The 14,824-nt window shown below is 29.8% G+C and carries 18 protein-coding genes and 1 tRNA gene; 13 read left to right on the top strand and 6 right to left on the bottom strand.

Annotated elements, in window-relative coordinates:
- Positions 1–35: 35 nt before the first annotated feature.
- Positions 36–857: a class I SAM-dependent methyltransferase gene (locus JL193_RS00565; RefSeq protein ID WP_207971995.1), complete on the bottom strand. Its 822-nt coding sequence runs from the start codon at positions 855–857 to the stop codon at positions 36–38.
- Between the two features lie 156 nt (positions 858–1,013).
- Positions 1,014–1,754 carry a DUF6503 family protein gene (locus JL193_RS00560; RefSeq protein ID WP_207971994.1) on the bottom strand — a complete coding sequence of 247 codons (741 nt, stop codon included), beginning with the start codon at positions 1,752–1,754 and terminating at the stop codon, positions 1,014–1,016.
- A gap of 147 nt (positions 1,755–1,901) precedes the next feature.
- On the opposite strand from JL193_RS00560, the gene smpB reads away from it, so the two are divergent.
- The 5 genes from smpB to JL193_RS00535 all read left to right on the top strand — a co-directional run bounded on the left by smpB (position 1,902) and on the right by JL193_RS00535 (position 5,667).
- Complete coding sequence (smpB, locus tag JL193_RS00555) at positions 1,902–2,369, top strand: SsrA-binding protein SmpB (protein WP_207971993.1); 468 nt, start codon at positions 1,902–1,904, stop codon at positions 2,367–2,369.
- Positions 2,370–2,422: 53 nt separating this feature from the next.
- Positions 2,423–3,283 (top strand): geranylgeranylglycerol-phosphate geranylgeranyltransferase, encoded by an 861-nt coding sequence (locus JL193_RS00550; RefSeq protein ID WP_207971992.1) that lies wholly within the window; start codon positions 2,423–2,425, stop codon positions 3,281–3,283.
- 82 nt (positions 3,284–3,365) lie between these two features.
- A complete protein-coding gene (locus tag JL193_RS00545; RefSeq protein ID WP_207971991.1) occupies positions 3,366–3,944 on the top strand; it encodes a Maf family nucleotide pyrophosphatase in 579 nt (192 codons plus the stop codon).
- Between the two features lie 119 nt (positions 3,945–4,063).
- Positions 4,064–5,017 (top strand): transketolase family protein, encoded by a 954-nt coding sequence (locus JL193_RS00540; RefSeq protein WP_207971990.1) that lies wholly within the window; start codon positions 4,064–4,066, stop codon positions 5,015–5,017.
- Positions 5,018–5,067: 50 nt separating this feature from the next.
- Positions 5,068–5,667 (top strand): porin family protein, encoded by a 600-nt coding sequence (locus JL193_RS00535; RefSeq protein WP_207971989.1) that lies wholly within the window; start codon positions 5,068–5,070, stop codon positions 5,665–5,667.
- A 531-nt stretch (positions 5,668–6,198) separates the two neighbouring features.
- Here the strand turns inward: JL193_RS00535 and JL193_RS00530 are convergent.
- Entirely contained in the window at positions 6,199–6,987 is a 789-nt protein-coding gene (locus tag JL193_RS00530; RefSeq protein WP_207971988.1) for an FKBP-type peptidyl-prolyl cis-trans isomerase, read from the bottom strand.
- Positions 6,988–7,069: 82 nt separating this feature from the next.
- Between JL193_RS00530 and JL193_RS00525 the strand changes: the two genes are divergently transcribed.
- Positions 7,070–7,450, top strand: a complete 381-nt coding sequence (locus JL193_RS00525; protein ID WP_207971987.1) for an RNA-binding S4 domain-containing protein — start codon at positions 7,070–7,072, stop codon at positions 7,448–7,450.
- Positions 7,447–7,950, top strand: coding sequence for a phosphoribosyltransferase family protein (locus JL193_RS00520; protein ID WP_207971986.1), 504 nt, complete (start codon positions 7,447–7,449; stop codon positions 7,948–7,950). The genes JL193_RS00525 and JL193_RS00520 overlap by 4 nt, the downstream gene beginning before the upstream one ends.
- Here the strand turns inward: JL193_RS00520 and JL193_RS00515 are convergent.
- Positions 7,942–8,457 (bottom strand): shikimate kinase, encoded by a 516-nt coding sequence (locus tag JL193_RS00515; RefSeq protein WP_207971985.1) that lies wholly within the window; start codon positions 8,455–8,457, stop codon positions 7,942–7,944. The two genes, JL193_RS00520 and JL193_RS00515, sit on opposite strands and share 9 nt — an antisense overlap.
- A gap of 96 nt (positions 8,458–8,553) precedes the next feature.
- Here JL193_RS00515 and JL193_RS00510 point away from each other — a divergent pair.
- The 6 genes from JL193_RS00510 (at position 8,554) to JL193_RS00485 (ending at position 13,209) form a co-directional block, all read left to right on the top strand.
- Positions 8,554–8,626, top strand: a tRNA-Lys gene (locus JL193_RS00510).
- Between the two features lie 229 nt (positions 8,627–8,855).
- Positions 8,856–9,395: a DinB family protein gene (locus JL193_RS00505; RefSeq protein WP_207971984.1), complete on the top strand. Its 540-nt coding sequence runs from the start codon at positions 8,856–8,858 to the stop codon at positions 9,393–9,395.
- A 1-nt stretch (position 9,396) separates the two neighbouring features.
- Positions 9,397–9,840, top strand: a complete 444-nt coding sequence (locus JL193_RS00500) for a hypothetical protein (RefSeq protein ID WP_207971983.1) — start codon at positions 9,397–9,399, stop codon at positions 9,838–9,840.
- Between the two features lie 76 nt (positions 9,841–9,916).
- Entirely contained in the window at positions 9,917–11,245 is a 1,329-nt protein-coding gene (gene ffh / locus JL193_RS00495) for a signal recognition particle protein (RefSeq protein WP_207971982.1), read from the top strand.
- Between the two features lie 146 nt (positions 11,246–11,391).
- Positions 11,392–12,267, top strand: a complete 876-nt coding sequence (gene folD, locus JL193_RS00490; protein WP_207971981.1) for a bifunctional methylenetetrahydrofolate dehydrogenase/methenyltetrahydrofolate cyclohydrolase FolD — start codon at positions 11,392–11,394, stop codon at positions 12,265–12,267.
- 9 nt (positions 12,268–12,276) lie between these two features.
- Positions 12,277–13,209: a YitT family protein gene (locus JL193_RS00485; protein WP_207971980.1), complete on the top strand. Its 933-nt coding sequence runs from the start codon at positions 12,277–12,279 to the stop codon at positions 13,207–13,209.
- On the opposite strand, the gene JL193_RS00480 is transcribed toward JL193_RS00485, so the two are convergent.
- Positions 13,204–14,238, bottom strand: a complete 1,035-nt coding sequence (locus tag JL193_RS00480) for an AI-2E family transporter (protein ID WP_207971979.1) — start codon at positions 14,236–14,238, stop codon at positions 13,204–13,206. The genes JL193_RS00485 and JL193_RS00480 overlap by 6 nt on opposite strands.
- Before the next feature lie 183 nt (positions 14,239–14,421).
- The gene (locus tag JL193_RS00475) at positions 14,422–14,787 is read right to left on the bottom strand and encodes a cupin domain-containing protein (RefSeq protein ID WP_207971978.1); all 366 of its coding nucleotides are present in this window, start codon (positions 14,785–14,787) and stop codon (positions 14,422–14,424) included.
- Positions 14,788–14,824: the final 37 nt, after the last annotated feature.

Below are 14,824 nucleotides of genomic sequence, written 5' to 3'. Positions count from 1 at the left end.
AGGCAATCTTATAGAAACTTTGCAAAAAAATTAAATTATTTTCTTGCAACCACCATCATGTGTGGACTAAAAGCCAAAACAGATTCGTCTAATTCTGTAACTTTTAGCAACTCTAATAAGGTTGCTTTTTTCTTTGGATGTAGCATGTTCGCAAAATATTCGTTGTCTAACCAAATAATGCCTTCGACTGCAAATAAGTTAATGATTTCTAAACCTTGAGAAGTAAATTCTTTTTTTAACGGTTTGGGTTTATGGTAAAATCCGTTTGCTAATAACCAAGGAAATTCTTTTGGTGGATTGTGAATTCCGGTAGTTAATTCGGTTTTACACATTTCGAAGAAAGGCTTTTTATGGATGAAACCTTGCATTAAACCAGCAACTGTAGATGCCGAAGAATTAATCGCAAAACCTAAAACAATTCCGCCTTTTTTTAAAACTCTTTTTGCTTCTTTTATCGTTTGTAAACGATCTTCTTTTTGTTGCAAATGATACAAAGGTCCATGTAAAATAACCAAGTCTGCCACTTCGTTTTCTATTGGTAGATTGCAAGATTCGCCTAAAAAAATCGAAAATTTATTTTTTAATTTATGGGCTCTTTTTCGGGCCAATTTTAAGTGTTTTTCAACAGGTTCTATTAAGTGGACATGGTGTTCTTTTTCTGCCAACCATTCAGCATATTTTCCTGTGCCTCCACCCACATCTATAATGGTGGCATTAGGCTTAGAAATATGTCTTTCAATTAAAGATTTAATTCGCTCGAACTCGAAAAAACCCATACCATTTTCTAAACGTGTTTCTTCAGAAGCTTTGTTGTAAAAGTCTTCTAATGCTTTGGGTATGAGTTGTTTTTTTAACATTTTTTAATTTATAGAATGTTTACACTATTTTTTTAGTTAGCAAACAGGTTTAGCCCCAATTAAGCCTTTCGACTTCGCTCAAGGCAGATTAAATGTTTTTGAGCTCTTTTTTATTCTTTTTCTGAATAAAAAAGCGAGTATAAAAAGCACAAAAAACTACTCTAAAAGGGTTACTTTAATATCTTTTAAAACGATTTCTGATACTTTTATTAACTGATTTTCTTCAAAAGCTTTGTCGATATTTATTAATTTAAGCTCTGTATTTATAGGTTTGTAATTATAGTAATCTACAAATCGAATTCCGTTTTTTACACACTGTTCTTTTAAAACTCTAAAACGTTTTCCACCCCCATTTGTATGGTAGGCATATGCCAAATAATCGATTAAAAAATCGTCTTTTCCAATCCAATAAATAAACACATCTTCGAAGTCTTCTCCCCCACCGTTTTTAGAGAAAGTAATTTCTATTTTATAGTACTCTTTACCTTTTATGGAAGTTGATTTTAGTAGTTTTTTATTTACGGCTTTATCATTTAAACCATATGGCAATACCGAAAAATAGTGCACAGAATTTACCGAATTTGCAAGGTTATTTTTTACAGAGTCCGCTAGCAGAATTTGCGTACCATTTACAAATCTTTTAAAGCCAGTATTGGTTAATTCGTCTGTAAATTGTTGATTATCGAGACTAAAAAAACGAGATAATTTAAAGTGACCATTTTTACGAACGGCATTGTATTTTTTATCTCTAAATTGAAATGAAATGTTAGAATTCGCAACTTTATTTGCTCCAGAATATAAAATTGTTTTGTCTATAATTTCTTGAACATTTAATTTTTTTTGTTGCGATTTGCAAGACACTAGCAAGAGCAAAAAAGTGGTAAATAAAAATCTCATTTGGTTTTATAGAGAGGTTTAAAATTAAGTTTCAAAATTACATTTCTTTGCCCAATCTAAAAATGTATCTTTGTTAAAATTTTGTAATTTAGTATTTACAGAATTATTAAATAATTTAGATAATTAAAAGTAAAAAAAAATCAGTCTATGGCTGTGCAGAAGAAAATAAACATTCAGAATAAAAAAGCACGTTTCGAATATGAAATTTTAGACAAATATGTGGCTGGAATTCAATTAACGGGTACAGAAATAAAATCGATAAGACAAAGCAAAGCAAGAATTACAGAGAGTTTTTGCGAATTTAATGATCGTGGAGAATTGTTTATTGTAAATATGTACATTCAAGAATATATTTTTGGGCATCATTTTAACCACAAACCAAAAAGCGAGCGAAGATTGCTTTTAAACAAACGCGAATTGCGTAGCTTAAAAAAAGATGTAGAAGCAAAAGGTAACACAATTGTACCACTTCGATTGTTTATTAACGAGAGAGGTTTTGCCAAATTAGAAATTGCTTTGGCAAAAGGAAAACAAACACACGACAAGCGTGAAGTTCTTAAAGAACGCGATTCTAAACGCGACTTAGCCCGAATTAAAAAGAGTTTTAACTCTTAACTTTTTTTTTGATGATTGCTTTCTTACAACTTATTCGTTATAAAAATCTTTTAATGGTTTTATTAACAATGGTTTTAACGAAATATGCATTGATTAAATCTTTTTTTAGAGACAGTTATTTATCTGATTTCGAATTTATAATTTTAGCTTTATCAGTAATTCTAATAACTGCTGGAGGCTATATTATAAACGATATTTTTGATGTTAAAGCAGATAAAATAAACAAACCCAACAAGGTTTTTATTGGGGTTCGTATTTCTAAAAAAAATGCTTGGAGAAGCTACTTTTTAATCACTTTTTTAGGTTTAGCTTTAGGTATTTATTTATCAATAATTAGTTTAAATTATCAATATTCTTTCATTTTCTTTTCTTGCTCAATATTTTTATTAATTTATGCTTCAATTTTAAAAAAAATAGTATTCGTTGGTAATTTTATTGTTAGCATTTTAATTATTCTATCTATTTTAATCGTATATTTTTTTGATGTTTCTAGCGCAAATGAATTTAACAAAAATAAAATTCTTTTATTATTTAAAATTTTATCATCTTATGTAGCATTCGCATTTATAACAACCTTAATAAGAGAAATTATAAAAGATATCGAAGACATTAATGGCGACTTAAAAATCAAAGCCAAAACATTGCCCATTTTATTGGGTAGAAAAAGAGCGGCAAAAGTCGCGTTTTTTTGTAGCTGTGTTTTATTAGTACTTCTTTTAATTGTTTTACAATTTGCTAAAAGTAAAATCCTCTTTTTAGCTTATGGAGTTATTTTTATTTTATTGCCACTCTTATTTTTTATGTATTTATTGTGGAAAGCAGAAAAGAAAAAAGATTTTACAGAATTAAGTAATATAATGAAAGGGATTATGTTTTTCGGAATTTTATCGATGTTGTTATTTGCGATAAATTAGCAGGCTGTTTTTGCTACACAAGAAAAAAACACCTACTAAGTTTACAAAATAAAGTTATAATTTTAACGATAAGCAACCTAAAATGTTACAACAAAAATTAAAAAATTACCATGTAATTCTCGCTTCAAAATCTCCTAGAAGACAGCAATTTTTTAAAGATTTAAATATCGATTTTACTATTGAATTAAAAGAAGTAGAAGAAATTTATCCGAAAGAATTAAAAGGAAAAGAAATTACAGAGTTTTTAGCAGATTTAAAATCGAAACCATTTACAAATTTATCGAAAAACGATCTATTAATCACTTCAGACACCATTGTTTGGTTAGAAAACAAAATGTTAGGAAAACCAAAAGACGAAACAGAAGCTTTTGAAATGTTGCGCAGTTTATCAGGAAAAAATCACGAAGTAATTACTTCTATCAGTATAAAAAACAAGAATTTTCAAAAAATAATTACAGATATAACTACAGTTACTTTTAAAGAATTAACAAACGAAGAAATTAATTACTACATAAAAAACTATCAGCCTTTTGACAAAGCTGGTGCTTATGGAATTCAAGAATGGATTGGTTTTATAGCCATTGAAAACCTACAAGGAAGCTATTTTAATGTTGTGGGTTTGCCCGTTCATAAACTCTATAAAGCATTAATAAACCTATAAAATAAAAATATTTATAACATTTTATTAACGGTTTTAAAACTTCTTTTCTCTTCTTTAAAGTAAAATAAAAGTTTATTTTTACATCGAATTTTACAACACAACATTTTTATAAATTTATAATGAAAAAATACACATTCACAGAAAAAAAAGACACACGTTCTGGTTTTGGAGACGGTTTAACTGAATTAGGAAGAACAAACCCTAACGTAGTTGCTTTATGTGCAGATTTAATTGGTTCTTTAAAAATGGATCAATTTATTAAAGAAAATCCAGACCGGTTTTTCCAAGTTGGTATTGCAGAAGCAAACATGATTGGTATTGCTGCAGGATTAACTATTGGTGGTAAAATTCCTTTCACAGGAACATTTGCAAACTTTTCTACTGGACGTGTTTACGATCAAATTCGTCAATCTGTGGCTTATTCTAGTAAAAATGTAAAAATTTGTGCTTCTCATGCTGGAGTTACTTTGGGAGAAGATGGAGCAACACACCAAATATTAGAAGACATTGGTTTAATGAAAATGTTGCCTGGAATGACGGTTATAAACCCTTGCGATTATAACCAAACAAAAGCAGCAACCATTGCCATTGCAGATTTTAATGGCCCTGTTTACTTACGCTTTGGTCGCCCAAAAGTACCTGTATTTATGCCAGAAGATGCGAAATTCGAAATCGGAAAAGGAATTCAATTAACAGAAGGTACAGATGTAACGATTGTTGCTACTGGACATTTAGTTTGGGAATCTTTACAAGCTGCAGAAAAACTAGAAGCAGAAGGTATTTCTGTAGAAGTAATAAACATTCATACCATTAAACCATTAGATGAAGAAATTATCTTAAAATCTATTGCAAAAACCGGTTGTATTGTAACTGCAGAAGAGCATAATAAACTTGGTGGTTTAGGCGAAAGTGTAGCAAGATGCTTGGCTTTAAATGCCCCTACTCCACAAGAATTTGTAGCAACTAACGATACTTTTGGCGAGTCTGGAACACCAGACCAATTAATGGCTAAGTATGGTTTAGATGCAAATGCTGTAATAAAAGCTGTTAAAAAAGTAATTTCTAGAAAATAAATTCGTTTATAACAAAAAACCCAATTAAATTAATTTAAAAAATGAAAATCATGAAAAAAGTAATTTTATTAATCTGTTTCACTTTTGCTTTTGCCTTTAGCCAAACTTCTAATGCACAAATAGACTTTGGTTTAAAAGGTGGTCTTAACTACAATAATAATGGAGATGCTACATTAAAATCTACTGGAGACGACTTAATTAGAGGAGCAAAATCTAAATCTGGTTATCACCTTGGTGTTTGGACACGCTTTAAAGTTCCAGTTGTTGGTTTGTATTTAAGACCCGAACTTGTTTACACACAAGTAAACAGCGAATACAACGATAGTAATAATGATATTACAGATTATAAGTTCAAGAAAATTGACGTACCTGTTTTATTAGGAAAGAAATTCTTAGGATTTGCGAATGCATTTATTGGACCATCATTTCAATATATTATAGATGATAATTTTAAATTTTCTAATTTAACTACAGACGATTTTGATAAGTTTTCTGTTGGATTGCAAATGGGAATTGGTGTTGAATTTGGAAGATTAGGAGTTGATGTTCGATGGGAAAGAGGTTTATCTAAAACAGAAGCTAAATTTGCCAATGTTTCTGTAGATAATAGAACCAACCAAATAATTTTCGGGCTTTCTTTAAGGCTGTAATTATTTAAAGTTTTATATTAAAATGCTCTTGGTTTTTCAAGAGCATTTTTTATTTTATAAAATAAATTATGAATAGTATTTATTAAATGTGAGTTCGATTTAAAAAATACTGTTTATCAAATAGTTATGTTTTTTTTAAAACAACTGTCATTTCGATCTCATGGAGAAATCTTAGACTAAATATAAGATTTCTCAACTACACTGCGTTTCGTTCGAAATGACAATATACTGGTTTTTAAATAGATATTATCAATATTACATCGAACTCACCTTAACAAATATTTGATTGTAAGGCAACTATGAGTCTTCTGTGTGATTTTCTATCGAACTCAGGTTCGTAAACCTATGTATTTTTTGTGCAATTGAAACAATTTTCGATATCTTTATTGTAACTATCAATTTTAGAATAATAAAAAGAATCTACTATCTTTAATAAGTATAAAAATCATCATTATTTTTCTTACAAAAAACAAAAGTGCTCCTGATTTCTCAAGAGCACTTTTGTTTTCATTTATAAAAGCTTTGTTTTTGCTATTTTATATCCGGATTTAAATAATCTGGTACATTAGGCTTATCAGGATCACTAAAATCGTTGGTAACATCTTCATCTCCATTAGCATCTTCTTTAACTGATGGAGTGCCATCATTATCGTGGTCTGTATCTTTTATAAAATCTAAAAGTTCTACTTTAAAAACCAAAATTCGATCATAAGGCCTTTCATTAATTGGTCTTCCAATAACATAATTTATAGAAGGGTATGCTAATCCACTTGGTATAAAAATATAGCCTTTACCCGTATTTTCATAAGTAATTGGACCATTATCTGTAATGTTATCACCTCCTTTAAAATGTGTAAAACCTTTAGCCCAGCCTCTTATTGTATTGGTTAACCATGCTGCTTGTCCAGTATCAAAAGCATCTCTATCTATAGTATTATTTAATAACAAAATACCTGTATAATTAGTAAAAACAGAATCTATAAACGTAGGAAATCCTTTATCATTAGAAGGAACACCTTGTTTAGTAACAAGGGTATATAGCTTGTACTTTATATCATTCTCTGTTAATTCGTTTATAATCAATCTATCGTCCTCTAAAATTGATGTTTTTCCATCAGACAATTCCTTAATTAAATCTAAATTTTCATCATAATAATGAGTTTTTAAAAATTTTTCAATAGAATCATTATCAGAAATGGCTAATTGTTCGTAATTAACATCTGCAAAAGGATCTACAATACCTCTTCGATTATCGTCACAAGAATTCAATATAACTACAGCAAGAATTAACAGCGCGAAAATATTTTTAATTTTATTCATTTTTAACCTTTAAATTTAAGTGCGCAATTTACCATTTTTATACCTTTGTAAAAAGGCAAACAGTATAATTTTAACTTTTTTTATGAGAATAGATAAATATTTATGGTGCATTCGAGTTTTTAAAACAAGAAGCATTGCTACAACAGCTTGTAAAAAAGGCCAGGTTAAAATAGATGGTAATGCTCTAAAACCTTCGAAAGAGGTCTTTGGAGGAGAATTAATTGTGGTTAGAAAAAACCAAATTAATTATCAATTTAAAGTCTTAGGTTTGCCAGACAGCAGAGTTGGCGCAAAATTAGTAGAGCAATTTAGAAAAGATATAACACCGAAAGAAGAATTTGAAAAAACAGCTTTATTAAAATTTGCGAAAGATTACTACCGCAAAAAAGGTACTGGAAGACCTACCAAAAAAGATCGAAGAGATATAGATAATTATCAAGAAGATACAACTAAAGAAATATGACAACAGCAACCAACATAATTTTAAATACTACACAAATTCAACAAAAAATTAGAAGAATTGCCTACCAAATTTACGAAAATAATAGTTCCGAAAAAGAGGTTATAATTGCTGGTATTATAGGAAATGGATACATTTTTGCAGAAAAAATTGTAACGGTTTTAAAAGAAATATCTCCGTTAAAAGTAACCATTTGTAAACTGCACATTAATAAGAAAAAGCCTTTGGAAAAGGTTACAACTTCTCTAGAAGATACCGTTTACAAAAATAAATCGTTGGTTTTGGTAGATGATGTTTTAAATTCTGGAACTACTTTAATTTACGGAATTAAACATTTTTTAGACGTCCCTTTAAAAAGATTTAAAACAGCTGTTTTGGTAAACAGAAACCATAAAAAATATCCTGTAAAAGCAGATTTTAAAGGAATTTCTTTATCTACATCTATAAAAGAACATGTACAAGTAGAGTTTACCCAAAAAGAAGCAAAAGCCTTTTTAGTGTAATAAAATTCTTAGTTCTGTAACAATTTCTGAAACATCTCTACCATCTGTTGCAACTGAATAATTTGCTTGTTCGTAGAAAAACCTACGCTCAAATAAATGCTTTGCAACAAATTCTGTTATTTTTTCGTTTTCGAGATTGGCTACTAAAGGTCTTTTACTTTTTTCTTTTAGCAATCTTTCTACCAAAGTGTTTATAGAAGCTTTAATATATATAGATTTGGCATTAGATCTTAAAATAACATCCATATTATTTGCATAACATGGTGTTCCTCCACCCAAAGAAAGTACTATTTTCTCATCAGAATTTAATATTTCTTTCAAATATTCGTGCTCAATTTTTCTAAAATAAATTTCTCCTTTGGTGCTAAAAATTTCTGAAATACTCATTTTTTCTTTTTCAGAAATGTATTCGTCTAAGTCTATAAAATTAAGATACAGCTTCTTAGCTAATTTTTTTCCAATGGTAGATTTACCAGAAGCCATATACCCTAAAAGTACAATTTTCATTTATTTTAATTTTTGACAAATATCGTTAAAAAATTTTCAAAATTATGCCAATATTTCCAATGATTGATAGTATATTTGCAACCGATTTAAGAAAAAGACCTGGTAGCTCAGTTGGTAGAGCATCTCCCTTTTAAGGAGAGGGTCCTGGGTTCGAGCCCCAGCCCGGTCACTAACTTTAGTGCATTATTCGAAATAAAAACCTTGTTAATTGTTTAATTAGCAAGGTTTTATGTTTTTTAACAATCATTTTATTTGATGTAATTTTATTTTACACGAATGCTTTCTTTTCTTTAAACGAATGCTTATGCCATTTACTATTTGAAATAATGAACTAATAAATAGCCCAAAAAGAAGAGATTACCAAAATTCCTTATATTTATCTTTTAAAAAATTGATAAATGAATAAAGAAGAAATTACAGATTTATTAGAAAAAAAACATCAATATTTATTTAATTGGTTAGAAAATCAACCTAAAGAAATTTGGGAAAAAGGCCCAGAAGGAAAATGGACAACAGGTCAGCAAATACAACATTTGGTAGATAGTTTGCAATTATTAAACAACGCTTTAAGTTATCCTCGTTTTTTTTTGAAACATAAATTTGGAACTTGTAACAGAGAAACCAGGAATTATGATACGATTGTAAAAAATTATCAAAAAAAGTTGACTGAAAACAAAGACAGAGCGGCTACCTTTAATCAAAAATTAAAAAAACCTTTGTTAAAAAATAGAAAAAGATTGCTAAATAGACTTCAAATTCAGCATAAAAAATTACAATACAAAACACGAAAAATTAGCGATTTAAATTTAGATAGATTGGTTATTCCACATCCATTAATGGGAAAAATGACCATTCGTGAAATTATTATGTGGACAGTCCACCACACAGAACATCACACAAATATCTTAAAAGAAAAATATACAAAAACGCTGCTTTAGAATGAAAAATATTATTGCAAAACCACACCTTTTCTTTTTTGGGCTTACTGTTGCATTTATCATTTTAGGTTTTATAAATCGAAAAACAACCATCGATATAAACATCTATGCAACTTATTATGTAACAACCATCGATTTTTGGTTTTATCTTTCTGCCATTTTCTTTGCTTTAATGGGGTTGAATTATTTCTCTTTATTTTGGGCAGAAAAACCACCCAAAAAAAGCTTAACAATAGCGCATATTTCGTTACAAATTTTTTCACTTTTATTACTATTAACAAAACAAAACTGGAGTTGGATTGCAAAAAAGCAGTATCCAGAGCAACTACAGGCATTGTATAACAACTCGCAGTTAATAATGGCTATTTCGATTGGCATCTTTATTTTTTCTGTATTTATTCATTTAGTAAACTTCTTTACAAACCTATTTTTAAAGAAAATATGATTAAAAAACTCTTTTTTTAATCATAAAAATTCCTCTAAATTCCTATATTTGTGCTTCCAAAAAAAAGACACAAATTATGTTTAATAATTTAAGCGATAAATTAGATAAAGCCTTACATACCTTAAAAGGACATGGTAAAATTACCGAAGTTAATGTTGCAGAAACGCTAAAAGAAGTAAGAAGAGCGTTACTAGATGCCGATGTTAACTTTAAAATTGCCAAAGACTTTACCAAAAGAGTGCAAACCAAAGCCATAGGACAAGATGTTTTAACCACCTTAAATCCCGGGCAATTAATGGTTAAGTTGGTAAAAGACGAACTTACAGAATTAATGGGAGGCGAAACTGTGGGTATTAATTTAGGTGGTTCGCCAACCGTAATTTTAATGTCTGGTTTACAAGGTTCAGGTAAAACTACTTTTTCTGGAAAATTAGCAAACTTCTTAAAAACTAAGAAATCTAAACAGGTTCTTTTAGTTGGTTGTGATGTGTATAGACCTGCCGCAATTAATCAATTACAAGTTGTTGGAGAACAAATTGGTGTCGAAGTTTATGCCGAAATTGGCAATAACAATCCTGTTGAAATTTCTAAAAATGCCATTGCACACGCAAAAGCCAATGGAAAAAATGTAGTGATTATTGATACTGCTGGACGTTTAGCGGTTGATGAAGAAATGATGACAGAGATTTCGAACATTCACAAGGCAATTGAACCACAAGAAACGTTATTTGTTGTAGATTCTATGACTGGGCAAGATGCTGTAAATACAGCGAAAGCCTTTAACGATATTTTAAATTTCGATGGTGTTGTTCTAACAAAATTAGATGGAGATACACGTGGTGGAGCTGCATTATCTATAAAATCTGTTGTAGATAAACCAATTAAATTTATTGGTACTGGAGAAAAAATGGATGCGATAGATATCTTTCATCCAGATAGAATGGCAGACAGAATTTTAGGAATGGGAGATGTTATTTCTTTAGTAGAAAGAGCACAAGACCAATATGATGAGGAAGAAGCCAGAAAACTTCAAAAGAAAATTGCGAAAAACCAATTTGGGTTCGACGATTTCTTAAATCAAATTCAGCAAATTAAGAAAATGGGAAGCATGAAAGACCTTATAGGTATGATTCCTGGTGCTGGAAAAGCGTTGAAAGATGTAGATATAGATGATGATGCTTTTAAAGGAATTGAAGCCATTATTCATTCGATGACACCTTCTGAAAGAAGTACACCTGCAACTATAAACTCAAGCAGAAAAAAAAGAATTGCAAAAGGTTCTGGAACTTCCATTCAAGAAGTAAATCAATTAATGAAGCAATTCAACCAAATGAGTAAAATGATGAAAATGATGCAAGGTGGTGGTAGCAAAAAAATGATGCAAATGATGAAAGGGATGAAGTAATTTAATTAGCAGTATTCAGTAGGCAGTATTCAGTTAGCAGTAGGCAGTTAGCAGTTGTAGTCTAATTGTAAAAAAAAATTGCGTCTTTACGCCTTTGCTAGAAAAACACTTTGAAACTAAAAAAACAATAGCCAATATTAATAAACATGACAATTTTAGACGGTAAAAAAACAGCAGCAGATATTAAAGAAGAATTGGCTTTAGAAGTTGCTGAACTTAGAAATCGAGATAAAAAAGTTCCGCATTTAGCTGCTATTATTGTAGGGAATGATGGTGCAAGTTTAACCTACGTAAATGCAAAGGTAAAAGCTTGCGAACGTGTTGGTTTTGAATCTACTTTAATAAGATTGCCCGAAGATACAACAGAAGAAGATTTATTAAACGAAATAAATATCTTAAATGTCGATGCAGATATAGACGGTTTTATTGTACAACTTCCATTGCCAAAGCATATAGATGAACAAAAAATATTAATGGCAGTAGATCCTGATAAAGATGTAGATGGTTTTCATCCAACAAATGTTGGTAAAATGGCATTAAATTTACCTACCTTTATTTCTGCAACACCTTTCGGAATTTTAGAATTGTTAGACAGGTATCATGTAGAAACTTCTGGAAAACACGTTGTTGTTTTAGGTAGAAGCCATATTGTTGGAAGCCCAATGAGTATTTTACTTTCCCAAAAGAGAAAAGTAGGAAATGCCACTGTTACCATGTGCCACAGTAGAACCAAAAACTTAAAAGAAATTACCTTACAAGCAGATATTATTGTTGCTGCAATTGGTATTCCTGAGTTTTTAAAAGCAAACATGGTAAAAAAAGACGTTACTATTATAGATGTAGGTATTACACGAATGGCAGATTCTTCGAAAAAAAGTGGATTTAGATTGGTGGGAGATGTTGCCTTTAAAGAAGTTTCTGAAAAAGCCCGTTTTATAACTCCTGTTCCTGGCGGAGTTGGCCCAATGACAATTGCCATGTTGTTAAAAAACACTTTATTGGCTTGTGAGAGAAGGTCTTAAAAAATAACAATGGCAAAAAACAAAATTGTAGATTATTTTTACGAATATGTTCAAATTTTTATTGGAATTGTTCTTGCCAGTGTTGGTTTAAAAACATTTCTATTGCCTAATGGTTTTTTAGATGGTGGTGTTACAGGAATTGCCATTCTTGTAAAAACACAGGTAGATATTAGCATGTCTATTTTATTAGTTCTTTTTAGTATTCCTTTTTTAATTCTTGGTTATTTTACAGTTTCAAAAAGAATTGTCGTAAAATCTATTATTAGCATTTTGGGTTTGGCACTTTTTATTCATTTTGAAAATTTTCAAACAGTAACAGACGATAAATTATTAATCTCTATTTTTGGCGGATTGTTAGTAGGTTCTGGAATTGGAATCGCCATTAGAAATGGTTCTGTTTTAGATGGTTCAGAAATTCTTGGAGTATATTTAAATGATAAATTTGGCATTAGTATTGGAAAAATAATACTCGTTTTTAACATCATTTTATTTAGTATAACTGCGTTTGTTATTTCTACTGAAGTTGCTCTCTACTCCATTTTAACCTATATTATTGCGTCTAAAGTTACAGATACAGTTATCGAAGGTTTCGAAGATTTTATTGGAGTTACCATTATTTCAAAAGAAAACGATTTAATTAAAATCGCAATTTTAGAAGAATTAGGAACTGGTTTAACGGTTTATAAAGGAGCATCTGGCTTTGGCAGCAAAGGAGAAGCAGAAGATTTCGAAATTATACATTCTATTATAAATAGAATCGATATTAAAAAAATGTATCGCTTAATACACGATATAGATGCACAAGCTTTTATTGTAGAGTTTGATGTAAACAGTGTAAAAGGTGGTGTTTTAAGACATTACATCAATAAGAAAAAAAATAAAAAGCTAGAAACTTTTAAAGCATCTGTTTTAGCTAAAAACAATAAAAAGACTCGTTTATAAACTCGAGGTTTCTGAAGTTTGTTGTTGCCCAAATTCTTTTCTATAAATTCTTACAATTACTAAAAATAAACTAATTAGTAAGGGACCAAAAATAAGCCCGATAAAGCCAAATAACGGAACCCCAACAATTACCCCTATTAAAGTAATTAATGGGTGCACATTGTCTAATTTTCTTAGTAAAAACAATCTTATAACATTATCTGTAGAACCCACAACTACTAAACCGTAAATTAAAATTCCCCAAGCAGAAGCCTCGTTTCCAGAAGCCATTGTTAAAATAAATACGGGAAGTATTCCTATTAAAGTTCCTATAAACGGAATCATAGAACCTACGGTTACAATAATAAACCAAAAGAACGGATCGCTAATACCGAATATTAAAAACCCAATTAACGCGATAATTCCTTGTGCAATAGCTACTAATGGAATTACTATGGCATTCGAACGTACCATTGCTTGAGATTCTGTACCTATTATTTTTAAATTTTTCTCGCTAATTGGTATGTATTGATACAAAGAATCTCTTAATTGAGCTCTATTGGTAAACATGTAATATAGTAAGAAATACATGATTGCTACCGATATAAAAATGTTAAAAGTACTTCCTGCAACACCTTCTAAATTATTGGTTACAAAACTCGATACTTCAGAAACATTAATTTTAGAGCCTAAATCGTAGCCAAATCTATTTTCAATTTTATCAAATTGATCTTTAATTACCTGCATTACTTGTTCGGAATTACTTACGGCATCTCCTATTTTATTACCTAACATTAAAACGATTCCTGTAACTGGTAACAAAATGCATACAAAAGAAACAACCATTAAAAATGCAGCTGCCAAATCTGGATGCCATTTTTTTCGTACCAAAAAAACCATCCATTTTCTTAATAATACATAAATGGTAATTGCTCCTAAAACACCTGATAAATAAGGCATCATTTCTTTAAAAATAAGAATTCCTATAAATAAAATTAGAAGCAAGACAAACACTTGTCTTATAATTTTGGGAGCGATGATATTTGACATTGATTTTTTTATTGCAATTTATTGTTTTTTATAAAACAAAAGTGCAATAATCGAATTTAAAATGAACTCTATTACTTTTTAACATAAGAAATTTTAATCCGTTGATAACAGAATGTTTTCTTCTTTGTTTTTATTGCCTTTACAAATCGTAAATTTTGAAGCCTTTGGGTTATTTTAACACACCTACTCTACTTCTCTATTTACCAAATCCATAGAAAATGCAGGCAAACAAATGGCCAAATATTCGCATTCTTTATCGAAAGGATTGGAATATTGCACTCGTGTGTTTTTGTTGATTTTAATGGATTGCCCTGCTTCTAAAATCACGGTTTCATTCTCTATGATAAATTGCTTTTTTCCTTTAATAATGTAAGTATATTCATCGAATTCTGGTGTTTGAAAGGGTTCGCTCCAACCAGAAGGTGCCACCATATGTGCAATGCTTAGTTGAGAATTTTTATCGGTCGCATTTCCAAAATGTTCTTCTATTAATTTGCCATCTGTTGTTGGAACTACAAATGGCGATTTTTGAATTTTGTAATTTTTCATAAAAATTAATTCTCATTTTAATTCTTTAGCAACCTAA

The organism is Polaribacter batillariae, from assembly GCF_017498485.1.
GTDB lineage: Bacteria > Bacteroidota > Bacteroidia > Flavobacteriales > Flavobacteriaceae > Polaribacter > Polaribacter batillariae.
The sequence above is the reverse complement of the archived record's forward strand: the minus strand, read 5'-3'. Positions and strand labels throughout refer to the sequence as shown.